Genomic DNA, 25010 nt, shown 5'->3' on the forward strand with positions numbered 1-25010 from the left:
TTGTTCTCAAAAATTATCTACCATAAGATAATTATCATATTTTAAAATAACGAACAAATCTTTTTATTTTTCCTATTAAATAATTCAAAAAATTGATAATATATCAATTAGCATTTTTAGTGATTATTTTATAAAAATTAACGTTATTTTAGTAGTAATTTAGCCGTTACAATCTTAAAAAACCAAAAATGAAAAAATTATTTTTTATTCTAACCTTTCTTTTTTCGGCAGGCTTAACTGCCCAAGAAATGAAAGTTTCAGGAGTCGTAACTGATGAGTCTAATGGTACTTTGCCAGGTACCACTGTACTCCTTAAAGGAACTACCAAGGGCACAACTACAGATGCTGACGGTAAGTTTACAATTACTGCAAAAACAGGGGATGTTTTACAATTTTCATATGTGGGACTGGAAACTAAATCGGTAACCGTAACAGGAATTACATTAAACGTTACTTTGATGGGAAGCGGAGAAACATTACAGGATGTTGTAGTAATAGGTTCCCGTAATCCTACAAGAACGGTCACAGAATCTGCTGTACCAATTGATGTGATCAGCATGAAAGAAATTGCTTCACAAGGACCACAAGTTAACTTAAATCAAATTTTGAATATGGTTGCACCATCGTTTACATCAAATACTACGACTGTAGCTGATGGAACGGATCACATTGACCCTGCGCAACTAAGAGGTTTAGGTCCAGATCAAGTATTGGTATTGGTTAACGGAAAAAGAAGGCATACTTCTTCTTTAGTAAATATTAATGGTTCCCCTGGAAGAGGTTCTGTAGGAACGGACTTAAATGCAATTCCTGCTTTTGCTATCGAAAAAATCGAAGTATTAAGAGATGGAGCTTCCGCACAATATGGTTCTGATGCTATTGCAGGAGTAATCAACATTAATGTAAAGAAAAATACCAATAAATTAGATGTCGCTCTTTTTGGAGGAGGAAATGCTTCAAAAGGAGCTAATGACCACACTGGTGGTATTGACGGTGCTAATTACCAATTAGACTTAAATTATGGAACAGGTCTTGGTAAAGAGAAAAGTTTTATCAATGCAACCGCAAGCTTTCAACTTAGAGATGCAACAAGTAGAGCTAACGATGTCACAGGAAATTTATTAAATGCCTATAATGCGGTTGAACAAAGAGCCACTGCTGCTGGAACTAATATTAATGCTCTTTTCGGGAACATTACCAATACTCCAAATACTGCTCAAATACTTACAACAATAAAGCAATATGCTCCACAAGTAAGCTATTTTACAGCGGCGCAACAAACGGCCATAACCGGAGCTGCCACTATTTCTCAAATGCAAACGGCATTAAATTTTGATGCTACAGCTGGAGAATTAGCGTATAGAGGTCTTGAAAGAAAAGATTTTAATATGAGAGTGGGACAATCTTCTTTGAAAAGCGCGCAATTCTTTTTGAACGCCGCTTACCCAATCAATGATAAATTAGAAGTGTATGCGTTTGGCGGAACTAGCTATAGAACTGGAGAAGCTGCAGGTTTTTACAGAAAACCAAATCAAGCCAGATCATATACCGGTTTATATCCAAACGGATTTTTGCCAGAGATTCATTCTACAATCGGCGATGTATCAGTAGCCGCTGGTCTTAGAGGTCTTTTATTCGAAAATTGGAATTTTGATTTAAGTAATACTTTTGGAAAAAATACTTTTGACTATAATATTGAAAACACGGTTAATGCTTCCTTAAGAGAAAAATCTGCTACTCAGTTTGATGCTGGAGGTTTAGGTTTCTCTCAAAATACTACCAATTTTGATATGAATAGAAAATTTGATGTTATGAAAGGGCTGAACGTTGCGTTTGGTGCTGAATACAGACATGAAAACTTTAATATCACTGCTGGTGAACCAGATTCATATAACCTATACGACATCAATGGAACAGTAGTTACGGGGACAACACCTGCTAATATTAAAGTTACTGATTTTTACGGTGCTAATAGACCAGGTGGAGCACAAGTATTCCCAGGTTTCAGACCCGCAAATGCAATTGACAAGGGACGTAATAGTGTAGCTGTTTATACTGATTTAGAATTAGACCTTACTGACAAATGGTTAGTTAATGGCGCGCTTCGTTTTGAGAATTATTCTGATTTTGGAAATACAACTAATTTCAAAGTGGCATCTCGTTACAAACTGACGAATAATATCAATTTACGTGGGGCCGTTTCAACAGGATTTAGAGCGCCATCGTTACATCAGATCTATTTTAATTCAACAGCGACTCAATTTGTAGGCGGTGTCCCATTTGAAGTTGGAACTTTTAGCAATGATTCTCCAGTTGCAAAAGCTTTAGGAATTCCAACATTAAAACAAGAAGAATCTAAAAGTGCCAGTGTTGGATTTACTGCAAAAATACCTGACGCAAATATTACTTTAACAGCTGATGTCTATGTTGTTAAAATAAATGACAGAGTTGTTCTTACGGATCAATTTACTTCCAATGCTGTTACAAAACCTTATTTTGATGCCGCAGGAGCAACTGCAGCAACTTTCTTTGCGAATGCAATTGACACGGAATCAAAAGGAATTGATGTTGTAATTAGCCATAAAACAAGTTTAGGTGAAGGCTTATCTTTAAAAACTGATTTATCTGGTACTATTTCTAATACAAAAAGAGTCGGTTCAATTCACGCATCACCAATATTAGAAGCAGCAGGCCAAATAAACAAATACTATTCTGAATCCTCAAGAATTTATCTTCAAGAAGCAGTGCCAAGAGTTAAAGCAAATTTAACCAACTCACTTGCTTATAAAAAATTTGATTTCTTCTTGAGAAACGTTTATTTTGGTGAAGTAACTGATCCAAACATAGCTGATGCAAATGGAGACGGAACTATCAATGCAATTGTTGTAAATGGAAAAGTAGTTGAAAACGAGCACCCAGTATGGGCTGCAAAAATCATTACTGATTTGTCAGTAGGATTTAAAATTACTACTGCAACAAAAATTGTTGTAGGAGCAAATAATATTTTTGATATTTTTCCAACTTTCAATTTAGGACCTCAAACAATTGCAAAAAGAGCTTCTGGAATTGATGCAAATGGAGCTGTAACTTATTCCCCAACTACTTCTTCAAATAATTACATTGATTTATCTAATGCAAATCAATTTGTATATTCAAGAAACACATCTCAATTTGGTCAAAACGGTCGTTTTGTTTTTGCCAGATTAAGCTTCAGTTTCTAGAAAAACATCTTTTATATAAAGGAAAGCCATCAACAAAAAGTTGATGGCTTTTTTTTGGCTTAAACTTAGGTAAAAAAAGAATCCAAACGTTGTACCTTTGTTCCTCTAAACCTTTGTCCTTGTTTTAAATGAATTTCCAAGTAGTATCTGATTACCAGCCGAAGGGCGACCAACCTCAAGCGATTGAAAAATTGACTCAAGGGATTATTGATGGTGATAAATTCCAAACACTTTTAGGAGTTACCGGATCTGGAAAAACATTTACCGTTGCCAATGTGATTCAGGAGGTGCAAAGACCAACATTAGTTTTAGCACACAACAAAACGTTGGCAGCACAATTATATTCGGAATTCAAACAATTCTTCCCGAATAATGCTGTGGAATATTTCGTTTCTTATTACGATTATTACCAGCCCGAAGCTTTTATGCCCGTAACCGGTGTTTTTATTGAGAAAGACTTATCCATCAACGAAGAACTGGAAAAAATGCGAATGTCAACCACTGCTTCGTTGCTTTCCGGACGAAGAGATATTTTAGTAGTGGCATCAGTTTCGTGTTTGTATGGTATTGGAAATCCTGTTGAATTTCAGAAAAACTTAATTCCGATTGAGAAAGGACAAATTATTTCTAGAACCAAATTATTGCATCAACTGGTGCAAAGTTTATATTCCAGAACAGAAGCCGATTTTAACCCTGGAAGTTTCAGAATAAAAGGAGATACAGTAGATATTTATCCCAGTTATGCAGATGAGGCATTTCGAGTTCATTTCTTTGGTGATGAAATCGAAGAAATTGAAAGTTTCGACCCAAAGAATTCTAAAGTCCTTGAAAAATTTGATAAACTAACGATTTATCCAGCCAATATGTTTGTGACTTCCCCAGATGTACTGCAAGGTGCCATTTGGGAAATTCAACAGGATTTGATAAAACAAGTTGATTATTTCAAGGAAATTGGCAAACATCTCGAAGCAAAACGATTAGAAGAACGAACCAATTTTGATTTGGAAATGATTCGTGAACTTGGTTATTGTTCCGGAATTGAAAATTATTCCCGTTATCTTGATGGACGTTTACCCGGAACCAGACCTTTCTGTTTATTGGATTATTTTCCAAAAGATTACTTAATGGTTGTCGATGAAAGCCACGTCACACTGTCACAGGTCAGCGCCATGTATGGCGGAGACAGAAGCCGAAAAGAAAATTTAGTGGAATATGGTTTTAGACTTCCGGCAGCAATGGACAATCGCCCTTTGAAGTTTGAAGAATTTGAAGCCATGCAAAACCAGGTGATTTATGTTTCGGCAACACCAGCTGATTATGAATTGCAAAAAACAGAGGGCGTTGTTGTAGAACAAGTAATTCGTCCTACTGGATTATTGGATCCCATAATTGAAATCAGACCAAGTTTAAACCAAATCGATGATTTAATTGAAGAAATTCAAGTTCGAGCCGAAATTGATGAACGTGTTTTAGTGACTACTTTAACCAAAAGAATGGCGGAAGAATTGGCCAAATATTTGACTAAGGTCAATATTCGTTGCCGTTATATTCACTCTGAAGTAGATACTTTGGAACGAATAGAGATCATGCAAGATTTGCGAAAAGGAATTTTTGATGTATTAATTGGCGTGAATTTACTTCGGGAAGGTTTGGATTTACCAGAAGTTTCATTGGTGGCAATTTTAGATGCAGACAAAGAAGGTTTTTTACGAAGTCATCGTTCGCTTACGCAAACAATTGGTCGTGCAGCAAGAAACTTGAACGGAAAAGCGATAATGTATGCTGATAAAATTACCAATAGCATGCAAAAAACCATTGATGAAACTAATTATCGCAGAACCAAGCAAATTAATTATAATACTATAAATAATTTGGTACCTCAAGCCTTAAATAAAAAAATCGAGAGCGCGTTTACCAAAAATCCTCTTGCGGATTATGAATTAGGTTACGCTTTGAATAGTGCCGCAGAACCTGAAAATTTATATCTATCGAAATCTGAGATTGAAAAAACTATCAGAGAAAAACGAAAATCAATGGAAAAAGCTGCCAAAGAATTGGATTTTATGCAGGCAGCAAAACTACGTGATGACATTAAGAGATTACAGGAACAATTGACTTAGTTTTGCTGCTCTTGAAAAACATTCAATAAAATCTCTCCATCAATAATTGCATTTGGTGCTTGCTTCATCAACTTAAGAATCCGTTTTGTAGCTATTGGATTTAATCCCATATCGACTGCTATTTGCTGAATAGCAGTTTCTTCTTTTTTATGCAAAATATGGTCCGCGTGCATCAATAAAGCCAAACGATAAAATTGTTGAATGCGTTGAAACTCTGTTTTAATTACTAGTTTAGGAAGTTCTTGGTGAAATAAATCCTTGAAAACGTCTTTTTCAATATTCAATTCATTAGCTACTATGTACAAAAAATCATATTCTCTTTTGTGCAAATGTCCGTCAACAGTAGAAAACGCAATCATTTCTAAAAGTAAACTTCTTTTTTCTTCGTAAGTATTCATCAAATTATTATTTTTAGCTAAAATATTGTTTTTAAATTAAATCACAAATTAATGATTCGAATACTTACATTACTAATCCTTTTCTTTTTAATATCTACCAATATAATAGCTCAGGAGAGTACTGCTTCAAAACAAGTTTCTACTTTTAGTATTGATGCACCCCAACTTCAAACTTCTAAGAAAATTTGGATTTATTTACCGAAAAATTATTCGACCTCAAAAAAGAAATTTTCAGTAATCTATATGCACGATGCCCAAAATTTATTCGATGAAAAAACTTCCTATTCGGGTGAATGGAATGTCGATGAAAAACTGGACAGCTTAAAAGCACAAGTTATTGTAGTAGGAATTGAACATGGAAATGAAAAACGTTTAGCAGAATTAACTCCCTATAAAAATGAAAAATATGGCGGCGGAAAAGCGGATAATTATTTACAATTTATTGTTAAAACGCTAAAGCCGCAAATTGACAAAACCTACAGAACCAAAACCAAAAAGAAAAACACCATTATTATGGGAAGTTCTTTAGGAGGTTTGACTTCCTTTTATGCCACTTTAAAATATCCCGAAGTGTTTGGTAAAGCAGGTGTTTTCTCGCCCGCTTTTTGGATTAACCGCAAGGAAATTTTTGAATTAGAAGAAAAAAATAAAAAACAAAAAACGAAATATTATTTCCTTTGTGGAGATAAAGAAGGAGATGATGATTCTATGGTTAGCGACCTCAATAAAATGGAATATATCATTAATAGTAAGAGATGTTATTGCCTTAATTTAAACGAAAAGAAAATTGTAAAAGGAGGACAACACAATGAAAAGTTATGGCGCGATGGTTTTGTAAAAGCAATTTTATGGCTCGGCTATTAAATACTTATTCATTTAAAGAAAAATACATTGATTTAAAATTTTAAAATCCCATTCAAATGGAACTAATCTTGAGAGAATACAACCTCAAATTAAAACATACATTTACGATTTCAAGAAAATCTATAGACTTTCAGCCGTCTATAATTGTTGAATTAAAAAATGACGGTTTTTCAGGTTTTGGCGAAGCAACTTCTAATCCCTATTACAAGACAACGGTTCCAGTGATGATGCAGGATTTAGAGAAAATCCGCAGCATCATCGAAAACACTACAGATGAAACTCCGGAAGAATTTTGGGCAAAAATTCACCCGCATTTAAAAGAAGATATGTTTGCTTTGTGCGCTTTGGATATGGCGTATACTGATTTATACGCGCGCAAAAAAGGAAAGAAATTATACGAGTTATGGAATTATACCACAGACAAAAATCCATTAACTGATTATACAATTGGAATTGGATCTATAGAGAAAATGGTTTCTAAAATGAAGGAATTGCCTTGGCCAATTTATAAAATAAAACTGGGTACCAAAGAAGATATTGCCATTGTTAAAGAGCTTCGAAAACATACCAATGCTATTTTTAGAATCGACGCTAATTGTGGTTGGGGAGTTGAAGAAACTATTAATAATGCAATTGAGTTAAAAAAATTGGGAGTAGAATTCTTGGAACAACCTATGAAAGCGGACAATTGGGAAGGACACAAGGAAGTTTACAAACACTCTGTTTTACCAATTATAGCTGACGAAAGTTGTATTATTGAAGAAGACGTGGCCAAATGTCACAAGCATTTTCATGGAGTGAATGTCAAATTAATGAAATGTGGCGGATTAACTCCCGGAAGACGAATGATCGAGGAAGCAAAGAAATTCGGTTTGAAAACAATGGTGGGTTGCATGACCGAATCAACTGTAGGGATTTCTGCGATTGCTCATTTATTACCCCAATTAGATTATGTAGATATGGACGGCGCATTACTTTTAGCAGAAGATATTGCAACTGGAGTTATAATTGATTATGGTAAAATAACCTATTCTGAACTAAATGGTACCGGTGTAACTTTAATTAAGGTCCTTTGAAAGTGCACCAATTCTAAATCTAAAAATGTGGTCTAATTGCTTTTAAACCGTACCTTTGTAAAAAATTAGAATATGATGACAAATAACGATATCTTTAAAAAACTTCGTGTAGCTTTAATGTTACGTGATGATCAAATAGTTGAAATATTAGAATTAGTAGATTTTAGAATCACTAAATCAGAATTAGGTGCTTTTTTCCGTGATGAAAAACATGAAAACTATATGGAATGTGGTGACCAGGTGTTGCGTAACTTCCTAAATGCTTTGGTAATTCACTTGCGTGGAACGAAAGAAAATCCAAAAAACCCAAATGATGTTTTAGCCAAACACAAAGCTCAAATTCCTGCAAAAGAAGGATCTAAAGACAGACCCGAATTTAAGGCAAAACCAAGAGACGAAGAAAAATCAAGAGGTGATGAAGCACCTTCAAAATCAAGACCTGCAGCTAAAAAACCGTTCAAAAAACAATTTTCAAAGGGAGCTCCAAAAGTTCAGGTTGTAGAAAAAGTAAAATTCAACTTCGGTAAAAATAAAAAATCATAACAGTGAAAACAGCTTTGATTATTGGAAGCACCGGTTTAATAGGTTCAGAACTATTGAATTTACTTTTAGATAGCAATGATTATCTAAAAGTGATCACTTTTGTAAAAAGAGATGCAGGAATAAAGCATCCAAAATTAACGCAACACATCATTGATTTTGACAAGCCGGAAACCTTTAAAGATTTAGTTATTGGCGATGATTTCTTTTGTACCATTGGCACAACAATCAAAAAAGCAGGAAGTAAAGAAGATTTTAGAAAAGTAGATTTTGGATATCCAAAACAGTTTGCCGCTTTTGCTTTGCTAAATAAAGTCAAACAATTCTTGATTATTTCATCTCTTGGTGCTCATGCAAATTCCGGAAATTTCTATTTGAAAACAAAAGGAGAAATTCAAGATTTTCTTAAGGATTGTAATTTTGAAAGCGTTGCAATATTACAACCTTCCCTTCTTTTGGGAAACCGAAATGAATTTAGATTAGGAGAAAAAGTAGGTGCCTTTTTTATGAAAACACTTTCCTTCTTATTTCTTGGAAACTTAAAAAAATACAAACCTATCGAAAGCAAAATAGTGGCCAAAGCACTTTTGAAAATTGCTCAAACAAACAATAAAGGTTTTAAAATTTATGAATCAGATGTGATTCAAGAAATTGGAAACTAATACAATATCAAAATCCTGAATGAGAGTTCAGGATTTTTTATATAATATTTTGTCATAAAAACTTTAAGAACTACAGCTTAACATAGAACACCCTACTTTATCTCTGGCCCAATCGGGTCTTTTGGCAAACCATTTTTGCGAATTCGGTTGTTCGTCGTACGGATTTTTAAGCATCTCAAATAATTCGTTTAGCAAAGCATAGTCACCCTTATCCGCGTCATCAATACACAATTGCGCCATATAATTTCGTAATACATATTTTGGATTCACTTGATCCATTTGCTCTTTTCTTTCAGAATTTGAATGAGCTTCTTCATTGATTCGAATGGTGTACATCTCAAACCAATCGTGCCAACCTTTCAAGATAGTTTCATCCAAATCCTTTTCGTTATAAAAAGCGTCTTTTATGGAATTGAAAGCGGTTAGTATGGTATTATTTTTAGTAACATTACTCAAGTTTCTAAAGAAAATGGTCATGTCTGTTTCTACCTTTTCAAGTAATTGAGTTAAACTCTGAATCAAAACTACATCTTGTTCTTTTTTGATTTGGAAACCGAGTTTGTTTTGCATCATATTCAAATACTGTTTTTCGTAATCAATGCTAAAAGTATCTAAAATAGCTTCAAGCGGTTTTGCATCTTCAATCAATGGATACAAAGAATTGGCCAATTGATACAAATTCCATAACGCAATTTCAGGTTGATTGCCAAAACGGTATCTTTTATGTTGGCTATCCGTTGTATTAGGCGTCCAACCGGAATTGTAGTCTTCCAACCAACCGTAAGGTCCATAATCAATGGTGATGCCGTGAATAGACATATTATCAGTATTCATAACTCCATGAACAAAACCTACGCGTTGCCAGTGTACAATCATGTTCAGCGTAGTTTGGGTAACTTCTTGAAAAAAAGCAAGATATTTTTCGACACCTTCTATTTTAATATGAGGAAAATGATGTTTGATGGTGAAATCTGTCAATAATTTGAGATTAACATGATCTTGTCGGGAAGCAAATAATTCGAAACTTCCAAAACGGATAAAAGATGGAGCCACTCTACAAACAATGGCGCCTTTTTCATAGGCCGGATTTCCATTGTACATTACATCACGCAATACTTGATCTCCAGAAAGCATTAGCGAAAGCGAGCGTGTTGTTGGAACATCCAAATAATGCATCGCTTCAGCACATAAATGCTCCCGGATGGAAGAACGCAAAACCGCAAAACCATCTGCTGTACGCGAATATGGTGTTGGCCCTGCTCCTTTTAGCTGCAATGTTAATGTCTTAATTTCATTAACAACTTCAGTAAGATTAATGGCACGACCATCTCCTAATTGTCCTGCCCAATTTCCAAATTGATGTCCGGCATAATTCAAAGCATACGGTTTCGTGCCTGAATAAACGGTACTTCCTGAAAAAGTATTTAAAAAATCAGCTGAAAGTAAATCTTCTTGAGAAAGACTAATAGCATTCGCCACTTCGGTTGAAGCATGAATTAGCGAAGGATTTGAAGGTTTTTTTGGCAACACATACGAATAACAAGCTTGATGAACCTGTCTTGGAACATTGATTTCATTGGAATCCGCAGGCAATTCAGTCGTGAAATTATTTTGAATATGGAGTTTCATTTGGTAACAGATTAATATGAACTAGAAATACTTAATGTTAGAATAATGTAAAGGTATTGGATACGCTACACATAAATGAATTCTTATAATAACTTTATTTTATAACCAAAGTAATTTTATTTATAAACAGAAAAAACTTACTATACTATATTGATCAGCATATAAATTTATAACAAAAAAAATCCTGTTCGCCGTAGCAAACAGGATTTTATATATATAACTATTTTCTAATTAAGAAAGTGCTGCTTTAACTTGATCAGCTGCCTCTTGAAATTCAACAGCAGATAAAATTGGCATTCCTGAATTATCAATTAATTCTTTTGCGATAGCTGCATTTGTACCTTGTAAACGAACAATGATTGGTACTTTAATTGCATCACCCATATTTTTGTAAGCATCAACAACTCCTTGAGCCACGCGGTCACAACGAACGATTCCACCAAAAATATTAATCAAAATTGCTTTTACGTTAGGATCTTTTAAGATAATACGGAAAGCAGTTTCAACACGTTTTGCATCAGCAGTTCCACCTACGTCAAGGAAGTTAGCAGGCTCAAAACCAGCATATTTAATTAAATCCATTGTTGCCATTGCTAAACCAGCTCCGTTCACCATACATCCTACTGTACCGTCAAGATCTACATAGTTTAATCCTACTTCTTTTGCTTCCACCTCGATTGGGTTCTCCTCACGAATGTCACGCATATCAGCATATTTCTTTTGTCTGTATAAAGCATTATCATCGATATTTACTTTAGCATCTACAGCCATAATTTTATTATCAGATGTTTTTAAAACCGGATTGATTTCAAACATCGAAGCGTCTGATCCAATATATGCATTATATAAAGAATCAATAAATTTTACCATTTCTTTAAAAGCATTTCCTGAAAGGCCTAAGTTAAAAGCAATTCTTCTTGCTTGAAAACCTTGCAATCCAACAGAAGGATCAATTTCTTCCGTAAAAATCAAATGAGGAGTGTGTTCCGCAACTTCTTCAATATCCATTCCACCTTCAGTAGAATACATAATCATGTTACGACCTGTAGCTCTATTCAATAAAACAGAAACATAAAATTCTGAAGTTTCACTTTCGCCAGGATAATATACATCTTCCGCGATTAAAACTTTGTGTACTTTTTTACCTTCAGCAGAAGTTTGAGGTGTAATCAATTGCATTCCGATGATTTGCTCTGAAATCTCTTCAACTTGTTGTAAATTTTTGGCAAGTTTCACTCCACCACCTTTTCCACGTCCACCTGCATGAACTTGGGCTTTTACAACATACCAACTTGTACCCGTTTCGGCAGTTAATTGTTTTGCAGCAGCAACAGCTTCTACTGGGCTATTAGCAACGATTCCGCGTTGAATGCGAACTCCGTAGCTAGCTAAAATCTCTTTTCCTTGATATTCGTGTATGTTCATAATATAGAATTTGTCTGGCTTCTGAATTTCTTTCAGAATAAAAGTGCCACAAAAATAGCAAAATTAAACAGAACTGTTATTTTTTTTTCAATTTAATATGCAACATTTAGTATGTTTATTTTACACTAGCCCAACCTTGGATTAAAAAAATAAAATTTAAAATTTGTGCGCTAATTTGTTATAAAACTTTTAAAGAAATAGGAAGTAAACTATTTCTTTCAAAATAACAAGCGTTAATGCTTTTTGTGGGTTCCCTTTTTATCAATAAATCATTTCGGAAGTGTTATAATATCGTTATTACGATTTATTAAAGTGTTTTCTGTTATTCCTGTAAAAATAGACCTGTTTTGGCATTTACACCCATTATATGCTAACAAATATTTAATTTTGTAAAAAAATATTTAGCATGAAAGTTAAAGAACAAGGCCTTTATTTGCCCGAATTTGAACACGACAATTGCGGCGCAGGATTTATTTGCAATTTAAATGGAATTAAGTCCAATGACATTATACACAAAGCATTAGATATTTTAATAAAATTAGAGCATCGTGGAGCTGTGAGTGCTGATGGTAGAACTGGAGATGGAGCAGGAATTTTATTTGATATTCCTCATGCTTTTTTTAAAAAAGTTTGTGATTTTGAAATCCCAGAAGTAAGACAATATGCAGTAGGAATGGTTTTTATGCCAAAAAGTACAAACCAAGTAGCTTTTTGCAAAACAACTTTTGAAACTTCTATACAAGATCAAAATTTAGAAATATTAGGATGGAGAGATGTTCCTGTAGATGCTACTAATTTAGGGCAAATTGCAGGGGAGAAAGAACCAACAGTTAAACAAGTCTTTGTTGGCAAAAATGGATTAGATCTTACGGAACAACAGTTCAATGCCAAAATGTTTGCTGCCAGAAAAATTGCAGAACACGCTATTGGAAATTCAAGAATTTCAGAAAGCCACATGTTCTATTTTTCCAGTTTTTCTACAACCACAATAATATATAAAGGTTTGTTGATGCCGGAAGACATCAGCAGATACTATACTGATTTATTAGATGATGACTTAGTGACCAGACTGGCTTTAGTTCACCAACGATTTTCGACGAATACCTTTCCTTCATGGGAATTGGCTCAGCCCTTCCGATATATGTGTCACAATGGAGAAATAAATACGCTTCGTGGTAACATCAGCAGAATGCGTGCTCGTGAAGAGTTGATGAAAAGCGATGTTTTTGGTGACGATATCAAAAAACTGTTTCCTATTATATTAGAAGGTAAATCAGATTCAGCTTCGATGGACATGGTAATCGAATTGTTATTAATGACTGGACGTTCCTTACCCGAAGCGATGATGATGGTTGTCCCTGAAGCTTGGGAAAAACACCAAACCATGTCGGAAGATAAAAAAGCATTTTACGAATATAATGCTTGCATCATGGAACCTTGGGATGGGCCCGCTTCTATTCCGTTTACAGATGGAAATGTTATTGGTGCTTTATTAGACAGGAATGGTTTGAGGCCTTCTCGTTATACATTGACAAAAAGTGGTTTCGTTATCATGTCTTCAGAAATTGGTGTTCTTGACATCAAACCAGAAGATGTGATTAAACATGGTCGTTTAGAACCCGGAAAAATGTTTTTGGTGGACATGAACGAAGGTAGAATCATTGAAGATGATGAGATAAAAAATGCTGTCGCAACGAAACGTCCATATAAAAAATGGTTAGACGAAAATTTATTGCAATTATCTCAAATTCCTTATACTGATAATGCAATTCCAATAGAGAATGTCGATTTTGAAACGAGACAGCGCTTATTTGGTTATACCATAGAAGATTTAAAAACAATCATAAACCCAATGGGGATTCAAGGTGTTGAACCTTTGAGCTCTATGGGTAATGATACGCCACTAGCCGTTTTATCTGATCAGCCACAACTTTTGTACAACTACTTCAAACAATTGTTTGCTCAGGTTACTAATCCGCCATTGGATGGTATTCGTGAAGAAATTATTACTGATATTAGTTTAGCAATTGGTGGCGATTATAACATTTTTGATATTGTTCCAAAACATTGCAAGAAATTAAAAATTCAAAATCCGGTTATTTCAAATGAGGATTTGGATAAAGTACGAAATATCAATCATACTGATTTCAAATCGGTGACGATTTCTACTTTATACGATATCGAAAAAGGGGTAAATGGTTTAGAACGAGCGTTGGAAAGAGCGGTTCAAGCTACTTTTAAAGCAGTTTCAGAAGGTTGTAATATCGTAATCATTTCTGATAGAGGCGTGAGTGAAAAAATGGCTCCAATACCAATGTTATTAGCTTGTTCTTACATTCATCATTCACTTAATATTTTAAAAGTTCGTTCGAAATTTGGAATTATAATTGAATCTGCGGAACCACGTGAACCACATCATTTTGCCTTACTGTTTGGTTACGGCGCAAGCGCAATAAACCCTTACATGGTAAATGAAATCATTCATAACCAAGTTAACCAAGGTTTTATTACTAATGTAAAAGCGGATTATGCTATTAAAAATTACAATAAAGCTATTGCAAAAGGGATTCTGAAAATCATGAACAAGATCGGTATCTCTACTTTACATTCGTACAGAGCGGCACAAATTTTTGAAATTTTAGGATTAAATAAAACATTCACTTCGAAATATTTCCCTTATACACCTTCCAGAATTGAAGGGATTGGTCTAATGGAAGTGGAAAAAGAAATCAAAAAAAGATACCAAAAAGCTTTTCCAGATTCAAAAGTGGCTAATTTATTGTCGCTTGAAATTGGAGGAATCTACAGATGGAGAAGAACTGGTGAAAAACACATGTTTAACCCAACGACGATTTCTAAATTACAACAAGCTGTGCGATTAAACAGTCCGGAAAGTTATAAGGAATATGCAAATATGGTCAATGACCAAAGCAAAAATCTAATGACTATTAGAGGTTTATTTGAATTCAATAATTTGGATCCAATTTCTATTGACGAAGTAGAACCTTGGACAGAAATTGTAAAAAAATTCAAAACCGGAGCGATGTCTTATGGATCTATCAGTCAGGAAGCCCACGAAAACTTGGCAATTGCCATGAATAGAATTGGCGGAAAAAGTAATTCTGGAGAAGGTGGAGAAGATCCTAAACGTTTCCAAAAAGACTTAAATGGTGATTCCAGAAATAGTGCTATCAAGCAAGTTGCTTCAGGAAGATTTGGAGTGTCTATCAACTATTTGACAAATGCCAAAGAGATTCAGATAAAAATGGCTCAAGGTGCAAAACCGGGTGAAGGAGGACAGTTACCAGGTGAAAAAGTAGTGCCTTGGATTGCTGAAGTAAGAAATTCAACGCCTTATGTTGGATTAATTTCTCCACCGCCACACCACGATATTTATTCTATTGAAGATTTATCACAGTTAATTTTTGATTTAAAAAATGCCAATCGTGAAGCGAGAATTAATGTGAAATTAGTTTCTGAAGTCGGTGTTGGAACAATCGCTGCCGGTGTTGCTAAAGCAAAAGCCGATGTAATCTTGATTTCTGGATACGACGGTGGAACCGGAGCTGCACCATTAACATCTTTACAACATACCGGTATTCCTTGGGAACTTGGTTTAGCAGAAGCGCAACAAACATTAATATTAAATGATTTAAGAAGTCGCGTAGTTTTAGAATGTGACGGGCAATTGAAAACAGGACGTGATGTAGCCATTGCTGCTTTACTTGGTGCTGAAGAATTTGGTTTTGCAACCGCGCCTTTAGTAGCGTCCGGCTGTATAATGATGAGAGCGTGTCACTTGAACACCTGTCCAGTTGGTATTGCAACACAAGATCCCGAATTGAGAAAAAATTTCAAAGGAACGCCGGAACACATCATCAACTTTATGTATTTTATTGCTGAGGAGTTGAGAGAAATCATGGCACAATTAGGATTCCGAACATTAAAAGAAATGGTCGGACAATCGCAAAAATTGAATGTCAATAAAGCCATCAAACATTATAAAGCAAGTGGATTAGATTTGTCTTCCATTTTATACAAACCAGAAAAAGCTAAAGTGGTTCCAAACCACAATACCATCTCACAAGACCATGCACTGGAGCACGTACTTGATTTTGATATTATTAAAGCAGCTATTCCTTCTATTTATAGAAAAGAAAGAACCAGAGTTACTTTTAAAATTAAAAATACTGATCGTTCCGTTGGAGCTATATTAAGTAATGAGATTTCTAAAATATATGGTGCTCAAGGCTTGCCTGAAGACACGATATTAGTTGATTTTGAGGGCTCAGCCGGACAAAGTTTTGGTGCTTTTGCAACCAATGGTTTATCCTTTAAAATACATGGAAACTGTAATGATTATTTAGGAAAAGGCCTTTCTGGAGCTAAATTAATTATTAAAGTACCACCATCTGCCACTTTCAAGCCAGAGGAAAATATTATCATTGGTAACGTTGCACTTTATGGAGCAATTACTGGTGAAGCATACATAAATGGAATGGCAGGTGAACGTTTTTGTGTGAGAAATTCTGGAGCAACAGCAGTTGTTGAAGGAATTGGAGATCATGGATGTGAGTACATGACTGGAGGAACTGTTGTAGTTCTAGGAAAAACAGGAAGAAATTTTGCTGCAGGAATGAGCGGTGGTATTGCCTATGTTTTTGATCCAAATAAAAAATTCGACGCCACCTTATGTAATATGGAAATGGTCGCTTTTGATATATTCGAAGAAGATGATTTTACTAAATTGAGACGCTTGATAAAAAATCATTCTATGTATACCAATAGCCCTTTGGCAAAAAGGATTTTAGAAGATTGGGAAAATCAACGCCACTTTTTTATTAAAGTAATGCCGACTGATTACAAAAAAGCATTGCAGAGATTGTCACAAGAAAAAAAAATTGAAGAACTAATAGCACTATAGTTATGGGAAAGATAGGTGGATTTAAAGAATATAATAGAACTGACGAAAGTAATATAGTTGTAGAAGAACGTGTATCAAATTATAAGGAGTTTACAATTGCTTTAGATAAAGATAAAATAAAAGAACAAGGATCCAGATGTATGGATTGTGGTATTCCTTTTTGTCACAGTGCCTGTCCATTAGGAAATTTAATTCCTGATTTTAATGACATGGTGCATCAGGAAGAATGGCAAAGTGCATTGGAAATTTTGCAATCAACCAATAATTTTCCAGAGTTTACAGGAAGATTATGCCCTGCTCCATGCGAAAAATCATGTGTTTTAGGTATAATCAGTGAACCAGTAGCTATTGAAAATATTGAAAAAAATATTATCGAAAGAGGTTTTGCAGAGGGATGGATAAAACCACAACCACCCGAAGTTAGAACAGGGAAAACAGTCGCTGTAATAGGTTCCGGTCCTGCTGGATTAGCAGCTGCACAACAATTAAATCGCGCGGGACATACCATTACTGTTTTTGAAAGAGACAATGCAATAGGAGGTTTATTACGTTATGGAATTCCAAATTTCAAATTAGAAAAAGGGATTATAGACAGACGCGTTAAAGTACTGGAAGCCGAAGGAATTACTTTTAAAACTAATGTAAATGTTGGCGTAAATTATAGTGTTGAAGAATTGAATTCTTTTGACTCAATCGTATTGTGTGGTGGTGCAACGGAAAGAAGGAGCTTACCAACAAAAGGAATTGAAAGCAAAGGCGTTGTTCAGGCAATGGACTTTTTAACACAACAAACTAAAGTAATATACGGAGAATCAATTCCGGATCAAATCAAAGCAACTGGTAAAGATGTTATCGTTATTGGTGGTGGAGATACAGGTTCAGATTGTGTTGGGACCTCAAACAGACACGGTGCTAAATCGGTAACTAATTTTGAGATTTTACCAAAACCACCAGTCGGAAGAAGCGAAACCACTCCTTGGCCTTTTTGGCCATTACAATTAAAAACGTCCTCTTCTCATGAGGAAGGTTGTAATAGAAATTGGCTGATTAATACCAAAGAATTCATTTCAAATGAAAAAGGGGAATTAACAGGATTAAAAACGGTTGAAGTAGCCTGGAAAATGACAGCAGGACAAAGACCTGAACTGATTGAAAAAGAAGGATCCGAAAAAATATGGCCTTGTGATTTAGCTTTATTAGCTCTTGGATTTACTGGTCCTGAAAAAACATTAAGTGATCAATTAGGATTGGAAGTAGACTTTAGAAGCAATTACAAAGCAAATAATTATCAAACAAATGTTCCTCATATATTTACTGCTGGCGACATGAGAAGAGGACAATCTCTAATTGTTTGGGCAATATCTGAAGGTCGTGAAGCCGCCAGAGAAGTAGATAATTATTTGATGGGATTTACTAATTTGCCAACTAAAGGTAATGGTGATTTACCTAGTTTATAATAAAAAACAGTTTTTTACAGTCCCTTGATAAAAATATTTATCAAGGGATTTTTACTTAAATAAAAGTTGCAAATAATAAATAAATGAGACTAGTTGTTATAATAACAACATTTTGTTACAATTTGTTATATTCAATGTTTTTATTTGCTTGTGTTGATAAAGAATAATAAATTTGCATAAAAATAGAATCAAAATGCAATCAAAAGACTTACTACAATTAGCGGAACAATTCGGAAATCCATTATACGTTTATGATGCCGAAAAAATACAATCTCAATATAACAGATTATCAAAAGCTTTTTCTAAGGTTAATAAGTTGCGCATTAATTACGCGATGAAGGCTTTGTCAAATGTCGCTATACTTCAATTACTAAAAGAAATGGGGTCTGGTTTAGACACTGTATCTATTCAAGAAGTAATGTTGGGACTTCATGCCGGTTATGAGCCAGAAAAGATATTTTACACTCCAAATGGAGTCTCCTTAGAAGAAATTGAAGAAGTTAATGCCATGGGAGTTCAAATAAATATTGACAATTTGTCAATATTAGAACAGTTCGGAACAAAATATCCAGACGTTCCTGTATGCATTAGAATAAATCCACATGTAATGGCAGGTGGAAATGCTAATATATCTGTTGGTCATATCGATAGTAAATTTGGGATTTCTGTTCATCAATTACCGCATTTAGTTCGCATTGTTGAAAATACAAAAATGAATATTGTAGGGATACACATGCATACTGGTTCTGATATTCTTGACATCGAAGTGTTTTTATATGCTGCAGAAATATTATTCGACGCTGCAAAAAACTTTAAAAATCTAGAATTTTTAGACTTTGGAAGTGGATTTAAAGTACCGTATAAAAAAGATGACATAGAAACCGATATTGAAGAATTAGGTAAAAAACTTTCAAAAAGATTCAATGCCTTTTGTGTCGAATACGGTAAAGAATTAACATTAATATTTGAACCTGGGAAATTTTTAGTGAGCGAAGCTGGTTTCTTTTTAGCAAAAGTTAATGTAGTAAAACAAACAACATCAACTGTTTTTGCAGGAATCGATAGTGGTTTTAATCACTTAATACGACCAATGTTTTATGGTTCACAACATCATATTGAAAATATTTCACACCCAAAAGGAAAAGAACGATTCTATTCCGTTGTTGGATATATTTGTGAAACGGATACTTTTGCAAATAACAGAAGAATCTCCGAAATAAAAGAAGGTGATATTTTATGTTTTAGAAATGCAGGAGCGTATTGCTTTTCTATGGCATCTAATTATAATTCAAGATACAAACCAGCCGAAGTATTGTGGATGAACGGTGAAGGGCATTTAATCAGAGCACATGAAACCTTTGAAGATTTACTTAAAAATCAAATTCCGTTACCCGTAGCAATACCAACAGTTTAAAATACAAATCCCGCCTCACTTTTAAGGAGACGGGATTTTTTTTGTTCAAAAATAAATAAAACCAATTTTTATTTTTTATCTAAAAGAGTTTCCAACACTTCGGACTCTGTCCCATTTGGAAATGGAATTTTCAACATTTGTGAAAGCGTTGGTGCAATTTGGGTAATGTATTTTTTAGTGTGTAATTCTCCTTTTGGAACTTGCCATCCATAAAAAAGTAAAGGCACATGGGTATCATAACTATTAGGTGAACCATGTGTAGTTCCTGTAGCTTGATATTGCATATAACCTGCTTTATCAAGTATAACAATATCGCCATTTTGTTTAGGATCATAACCCTTAGAAATGAAACTTAAAAAATAATCATCTCCTGATGAAGCTAAAATTTCCTCTTCAGTGTACACTCTTTTAACTTGTTCTTGTGTCATCAAAAAGTCCTTAAAACTTTGTTTCACTTTCGCCAATTCTAATCCTTTCTGTTTGATAATTTCTTTATTGAAAAAAAGATTAAAGTTAGAATAATCTAATATCAAATCTGAACCAAAGGTTTCATTTGAATGTTTTTTTAATGCCTCAACAATGTCTTTCGAAGGAATGTTTTTTACATTGTATTTGTTATCTTTTAAATAATTAGGATTCTCAGCTCCAGCGTGATCAGCAGTCAGAAAAAGCAAGTAATTATCCTTTCCAACGGTTTTATCTAAATAGTTTAAAAACTGAGCAATCGTTTGATCTAACCGTAAATAAGTGTCTTGTAACTCCACAGAACGCGGTCCAAAAGTATGTCCTACATAATCCGTTGAAGAAAAACTAACCGTCAAAAAATCTGTAATATCATCTTTTCCTAATTCTTCTTTTTCTATAGCTTTCATAGCTAATTCTGCCAAAATATCATTACCAAAAGGTGTAGTTCTCAAAACATCTGCTCCTTTTTCTTGATACATCTTACTTAAATCATATGGAAAAACGGGTGCCTTAGCTTTATCTAATTTACCTTCATACGGATTGTCATCAGGAAGACTTTCGTTGTAAGTGGCTATCGGCTTCAATAAATCCCAACCTTTATTAATGTAATTCATGTATCGTTTATCTTCGTTGAATTCCGTCACCCAATTAGGCAATGCTGAACCATAAAAAGTACTTGAAATAAAAGCTCCCGTTTTACTATACCAAAATGCCCAATTAGCAAAATGACCTGCCGGTAAAATAGCACCACGATCTTTTATACTCATACCAATTACCTTACCTTTAAAATTAGTTGCCATACGCAGCTCATCAGTAATTGTGGTACTTAATAAATTTTTAGGAGACATTGCCCCCTCTTTTTCTGTACCGTTACCTAGAATTGAAACAGATGCATCATCCGTACAATACATATCTTTTCCTGTAGCTTTGTTGAACCAATCATTTCCAACTATTCCATGTGTAGATGGCGTAGTTCCTGTATAAATACTAGCATGGCCTGGAGCTGTATAAGTTGGTACATAATTATAATGCATATTGTGAAATGTGTAACCCTTATTCATTAATCTTTTGAAACCATCCGCAGAAAAATCATCTGAAAAACGATATAAATATTCCATCTTCATCTGATCCACTACAATACCGACAACCAATTTTGGTCTCTTTTGAGCTTGCATACTTAAAGCCATAAAAAATGCCAAAAACAAAATAATTCTTTTCATATTATATTTTTTATATAGTTCCCCAAAAATACAATTTTATGTTTAAAAATAGGACGGGACAAAAACTTAAACATAATAAATTAATATTCTCTTAACGCAATTAAAATACGACTTCGAAAAATGTAAGCGCTTAAATTTAAAGGACCTTTCTACTTGCATCATAACAGTGGATATTCTAATTTAGCAAGGAGACAGCGTTAAGATAAAAACGACAACGCAACCTTGGCAGATCTGCTCTTAAGTCTTTTAGGATATTGGATTGTGAACACGATTAGACACCAACTAAAAATAAAAAAAATAAACCACGATTGGAAAGTGGTTTTGAGAATATCCAATACTCAAAAACTAGTTACAACTTCGATTGTCGATGACCAAGAAAACACAATCACCATAAAAAAATGCTGTGAACCAAACTCAAAATTACAAGATAATTTTCATGCTTTAAAATACAAATCAAAACCCTGTAGAATCAAAAAATTTGTGGTCCCCAAACCAGAACATACAAAACCCGAAATGGAGCAAATTAAATACTTGACGGGTTAATTCCTGCAAATGGGTTAAGTATTGACTATATAGACAATGAAAATACAAAACTAAAACAAGAGCTATTCTATAAAAAAAATGGGAATGACTATAATAACAGATGGTAAAGATAGTTTCACGGTTACAAAAGCAAGATTTTAGTCACAAAGACTTACACTAGAAAAAATATACGTCTATTTTAAATATTTAAATCGTGAAAAAATATCATTTACCTTACTTGACACCTATAATTACGCTATGCAAGTTCTAATAAAAAAATAATAGGTTTCCAATTAACCTATCAGTCAATATGTTTTAAAACAAAACGTTCATTTGTAAAACTAGATTCAACTAATTAATGCAACTTTTAGGGTTTAGCATAAATTTTTATCTTTTTATCATCAATCTCAACATCCTTAAACAACCCCCTTTCTTTAGTTTGTTTTTGACCATAAACTTCGTTTACCTCTGGTACAGGCGTCAGACATACATCAAAATTTATCGATTTATTAACCCATTCATCCCGCGTTTCTGTTTTAAATAAATCTTCAAGTTTTTGTTTGTCAAAAACACCGATTATGAGATCCGTATTTTTAGCTGTTTTCCATGATGGCCGGCCCACCATATTGAAAAACGAGTTCCAAAATTTTAGTTCCAAAGCCCCTAAGGCGATCCATTTTTTATCGGCACATTCATATATGTTATAATTGACCATATAGCCGCTTAAAAAAGGCGTTTGCTCGTAATCGGCATTTCCTTGCAACATCCCCTGGGCTATTGCTCCAATGGCGAGTGTGGCGTCATACATGGAAACATCGATATATTGCGCTTTTTGTTGTATACTTTTTGCCAGCAAACCAGTACTGCAGGCAGCAACCAACATAAACGAACCGCCCGCAATATCCGCTACTTGAAATCCGGGAATTACCAGTTTTCCATTTTCATCCCTGTTCATGCTCAACAAACCGGTTTCTGCCATAGAATTTAAATCATGACCTGCAGCGCGTTTTTTATCACCAGTTTGTCCATAACCCGTTACCGAAACATATACTATTTTAGGGTTGATTTTTTTCACCGTTTCAAACGACAGATTAAATCCTTCCATTGCTCCGGGACAAAACTGTTCGACCAATACATCAGCTGTTCTTATCTGTTCCACAATCTGTTGGTAACCTTCCGGGGTTTCATAATCTACCACTATCTGCTTTTTGCAATCATTCAATGTATGAAATAAGGTGGAAACCCCATTAATTTGCGGCCGATAAAAGCAGCAGTAATCCATACGTTTGGAACTCTCAATTTTTATAATCTCGGCACCCATCTGACTCAGCATATGGGTGCCGAGAGGACCGGGCAATAAACGGCTAAAGTCTAAAATTTTATTCCTTGTAATGGCAAAATTTCTTGCATACAAATTAATTTACGTGTTATTAATTGTAAAAAATTATAGACCTTCTAGATTATTTATTTCAATAATCAGTTCTTTTGGGACAGGGATTTTCATTTGGCTTTTGTAATCAAATGGAATTATTTCCTGTGTTTTAATGGCCACTAACTTCCCCATATTTTCACTGTAATAAAATGACTTCAGTATTATCCTATCTGTTTTAATTTCCTCCATTTTGGTTCCAATGTGAATCGTGTCAGGGTAAATCACAGGAACAATATATTTAATCGATTGAAAACCTAAAATGGGAGCGAATTTAATTTGCTTTTTTTCGGGAGAAAATAGCCCAAGGGCAAAAAAATAATCAATCCGGGCCGTTTCACCCCATTTGACATAGACCACATTATTAACGTGTTGCATCGCATCCATATCACCCCATTGTACTTTAATGGTTGAAATGACTTTATATTCTTTTAATAGCTCTTTCATTATTTTAAAATATCTTTAAGCAATCCACGTGCAATTAATATTTTCATGATTTCATTGGTTCCAGCATAGATTCGTGCTACACGATTATCAGCATACATGCGAGCAATCGGGTAATCCCACATATAACCGTAACCTCCAAATAATTGCAAACATTCATCAATAACTTTACAGCACATGTCGGTCGCTGAATATTTAATCATCGAAGCACTTTCCGTTGTTAATTTATCTTCCGTCATTAATTCAATGCACCGATCCAGAAAAGCCTGATGTATTTGCATTTGTGAGGCGCATTCCGCTAATTTAAATTGCGTGTTTTGAAATCCGGCAATAGGTGTTTTAAAAGCAGTACGTTGCGTTGTATAAGTGACCGTGTTTTCGATGGCACCTTCTGCACCCGCAACGGCATAAATACCAACTGTTAGTCGCTCTCGCGCCAATTCTTTCATCATGATTTTAAACCCCATTTTTTCGTCACCAAGTCGGTTTTCCTTTGGCACTTTTACATTATCAAAGAATAACTCTGCGGTATCCTGAGACTTCATTCCAATTTTTTTAAATGGAATTCCTTTATTGAAACCCTCCATTGATGACTCCATAATAAGCAGCGTGACTCCCTCATTTTCGGTTTTGGGATTGGTTTTTACGGCCACAATTGCCATATCACACATAAAGCCGTTAGTAATGAAGGTTTTTTGCCCATTCACTAAATAATGGTCCCCCTTATCTTCTGCCGTTGTGCGAAGTGCTTGCAAATCACTTCCACAATTAGGCTCTGTCATTCCTATAGCGGTAATAAAATCCCCTTTAGCCATTATGGGCAAATACTTTTGCTTTTGTGCCTCAGTTCCATATTTTAAGATATAGGGTGCCACAATATCGGAATGCAAAGAAAAACCGGGACCACTGATTCCTTTTTTGGCTAATTCTTCGATGAACAAAGCATTGAATGTAAAATCTAATCCTGCACCACCATATTGTTCTGGCATATCCAAACACAATAACCCCAATTCTCCGGCTCGCTTCCATATTTCACGACTTACCATTCCATTTTTTTCCCACTCATCTATTTGATCCACAATTTCATTTGCAATGAATTCTTGAATCATTGCTTGCATCATTTTATGTTCTTCTGATGCATAAATCTTACGTTCTAATAATATATTCTGAAGCATTTTGTTTTATTATTTATAGTTTATA

17 protein-coding genes are annotated in these 25010 nt (G+C 34.5%); 10 read left to right on the forward strand and 7 right to left on the reverse strand.

From position 1 onward, the window contains the following. Window positions 1-188 precede the first annotated feature (188 nt). Both C4S35_RS09270 and uvrB read left to right on the forward strand, forming a co-directional pair. Window positions 189-3221, forward strand: coding sequence for a TonB-dependent receptor (locus C4S35_RS09270; RefSeq protein WP_103999903.1), 3033 nt, complete (start codon window positions 189-191; stop codon window positions 3219-3221). A 128-nt stretch (window positions 3222-3349) separates the two neighbouring features. Beyond that, complete coding sequence (gene uvrB / locus C4S35_RS09275) at window positions 3350-5341, forward strand: excinuclease ABC subunit UvrB (RefSeq protein ID WP_103999904.1); 1992 nt, start codon at window positions 3350-3352, stop codon at window positions 5339-5341. Here the strand turns inward: uvrB and C4S35_RS09280 are convergent. After that, the gene (locus C4S35_RS09280) at window positions 5338-5739 is read right to left on the reverse strand and encodes an excinuclease ABC subunit B (protein WP_103999905.1); all 402 of its coding nucleotides are present in this window, start codon (window positions 5737-5739) and stop codon (window positions 5338-5340) included. The two genes, uvrB and C4S35_RS09280, sit on opposite strands and share 4 nt — an antisense overlap. A 51-nt stretch (window positions 5740-5790) precedes the next feature. Here C4S35_RS09280 and C4S35_RS09285 point away from each other — a divergent pair, with 51 nt between their 5' ends. From C4S35_RS09285 to C4S35_RS09300, 4 genes are all read left to right on the forward strand, one after another. After that, window positions 5791-6603 carry an alpha/beta hydrolase gene (locus C4S35_RS09285; RefSeq protein WP_103999906.1) on the forward strand — a complete coding sequence of 271 codons (813 nt, stop codon included), beginning with the start codon at window positions 5791-5793 and terminating at the stop codon, window positions 6601-6603. Between the two features lie 56 nt (window positions 6604-6659). Next, window positions 6660-7679, forward strand: coding sequence for a dipeptide epimerase (locus C4S35_RS09290; RefSeq protein WP_103999907.1), 1020 nt, complete (start codon window positions 6660-6662; stop codon window positions 7677-7679). Window positions 7680-7754: 75 nt separating this feature from the next. Then, window positions 7755-8222 (forward strand): DUF1456 family protein, encoded by a 468-nt coding sequence (locus C4S35_RS09295; RefSeq protein ID WP_103999908.1) that lies wholly within the window; start codon window positions 7755-7757, stop codon window positions 8220-8222. A gap of 2 nt (window positions 8223-8224) precedes the next feature. Continuing rightward, complete coding sequence (locus C4S35_RS09300; protein ID WP_103999909.1) at window positions 8225-8881, forward strand: Rossmann-fold NAD(P)-binding domain-containing protein; 657 nt, start codon at window positions 8225-8227, stop codon at window positions 8879-8881. Between the two features lie 63 nt (window positions 8882-8944). Here the strand turns inward: C4S35_RS09300 and C4S35_RS09305 are convergent, their stop codons facing one another. Both C4S35_RS09305 and sucC read right to left on the reverse strand, forming a co-directional pair. Further along, window positions 8945-10510, reverse strand: coding sequence for a protein adenylyltransferase SelO (locus tag C4S35_RS09305; protein WP_103999910.1), 1566 nt, complete (start codon window positions 10508-10510; stop codon window positions 8945-8947). Window positions 10511-10741: 231 nt separating this feature from the next. Further along, window positions 10742-11935 (reverse strand): ADP-forming succinate--CoA ligase subunit beta, encoded by a 1194-nt coding sequence (gene sucC / locus C4S35_RS09310; protein WP_103999911.1) that lies wholly within the window; start codon window positions 11933-11935, stop codon window positions 10742-10744. 406 nt (window positions 11936-12341) lie between these two features. Between sucC and gltB the strand changes: the two genes are divergently transcribed. From gltB to lysA, 3 genes are all read left to right on the forward strand, one after another. Then, window positions 12342-16859 (forward strand): glutamate synthase large subunit, encoded by a 4518-nt coding sequence (gltB, locus tag C4S35_RS09315; RefSeq protein WP_103999912.1) that lies wholly within the window; start codon window positions 12342-12344, stop codon window positions 16857-16859. 2 nt (window positions 16860-16861) lie between these two features. Then, a complete protein-coding gene (locus C4S35_RS09320; RefSeq protein WP_103999913.1) occupies window positions 16862-18316 on the forward strand; it encodes a glutamate synthase subunit beta in 1455 nt (484 codons plus the stop codon). A gap of 187 nt (window positions 18317-18503) precedes the next feature. Then, window positions 18504-19730: a diaminopimelate decarboxylase gene (gene lysA, locus C4S35_RS09325; protein WP_279627789.1), complete on the forward strand. Its 1227-nt coding sequence runs from the start codon at window positions 18504-18506 to the stop codon at window positions 19728-19730. 68 nt (window positions 19731-19798) lie between these two features. On the opposite strand, the gene pafA is transcribed toward lysA, so the two are convergent. Continuing rightward, window positions 19799-21415, reverse strand: coding sequence for an alkaline phosphatase PafA (gene pafA / locus C4S35_RS09330; protein ID WP_103999915.1), 1617 nt, complete (start codon window positions 21413-21415; stop codon window positions 19799-19801). A 222-nt stretch (window positions 21416-21637) separates the two neighbouring features. Here pafA and C4S35_RS09335 point away from each other — a divergent pair, with 222 nt between their 5' ends. Beyond that, window positions 21638-21958: a hypothetical protein gene (locus C4S35_RS09335; protein WP_146059532.1), complete on the forward strand. Its 321-nt coding sequence runs from the start codon at window positions 21638-21640 to the stop codon at window positions 21956-21958. 346 nt (window positions 21959-22304) lie between these two features. On the opposite strand, the gene C4S35_RS09340 is transcribed toward C4S35_RS09335, so the two are convergent. The 3 genes from C4S35_RS09340 to C4S35_RS09350 are packed head-to-tail and all read right to left on the reverse strand — an operon-like array spanning window position 22305 to window position 24985. Then, entirely contained in the window at window positions 22305-23351 is a 1047-nt protein-coding gene (locus C4S35_RS09340; RefSeq protein ID WP_159916703.1) for a CaiB/BaiF CoA transferase family protein, read from the reverse strand. Window positions 23352-23381: 30 nt separating this feature from the next. Beyond that, window positions 23382-23813 (reverse strand): acyl-CoA thioesterase, encoded by a 432-nt coding sequence (locus tag C4S35_RS09345; protein ID WP_103999918.1) that lies wholly within the window; start codon window positions 23811-23813, stop codon window positions 23382-23384. Next, window positions 23813-24985, reverse strand: a complete 1173-nt coding sequence (locus C4S35_RS09350) for an acyl-CoA dehydrogenase family protein (RefSeq protein WP_103999919.1) — start codon at window positions 24983-24985, stop codon at window positions 23813-23815. Before C4S35_RS09350 ends, C4S35_RS09345 begins: the two co-directional genes overlap by 1 nt. Window positions 24986-25010 lie beyond the last annotated feature (25 nt).

Source organism: Flavobacterium urumqiense, from assembly GCF_900108015.1.
GTDB classification, from domain to species: Bacteria; Bacteroidota; Bacteroidia; order Flavobacteriales; family Flavobacteriaceae; genus Flavobacterium; species Flavobacterium urumqiense.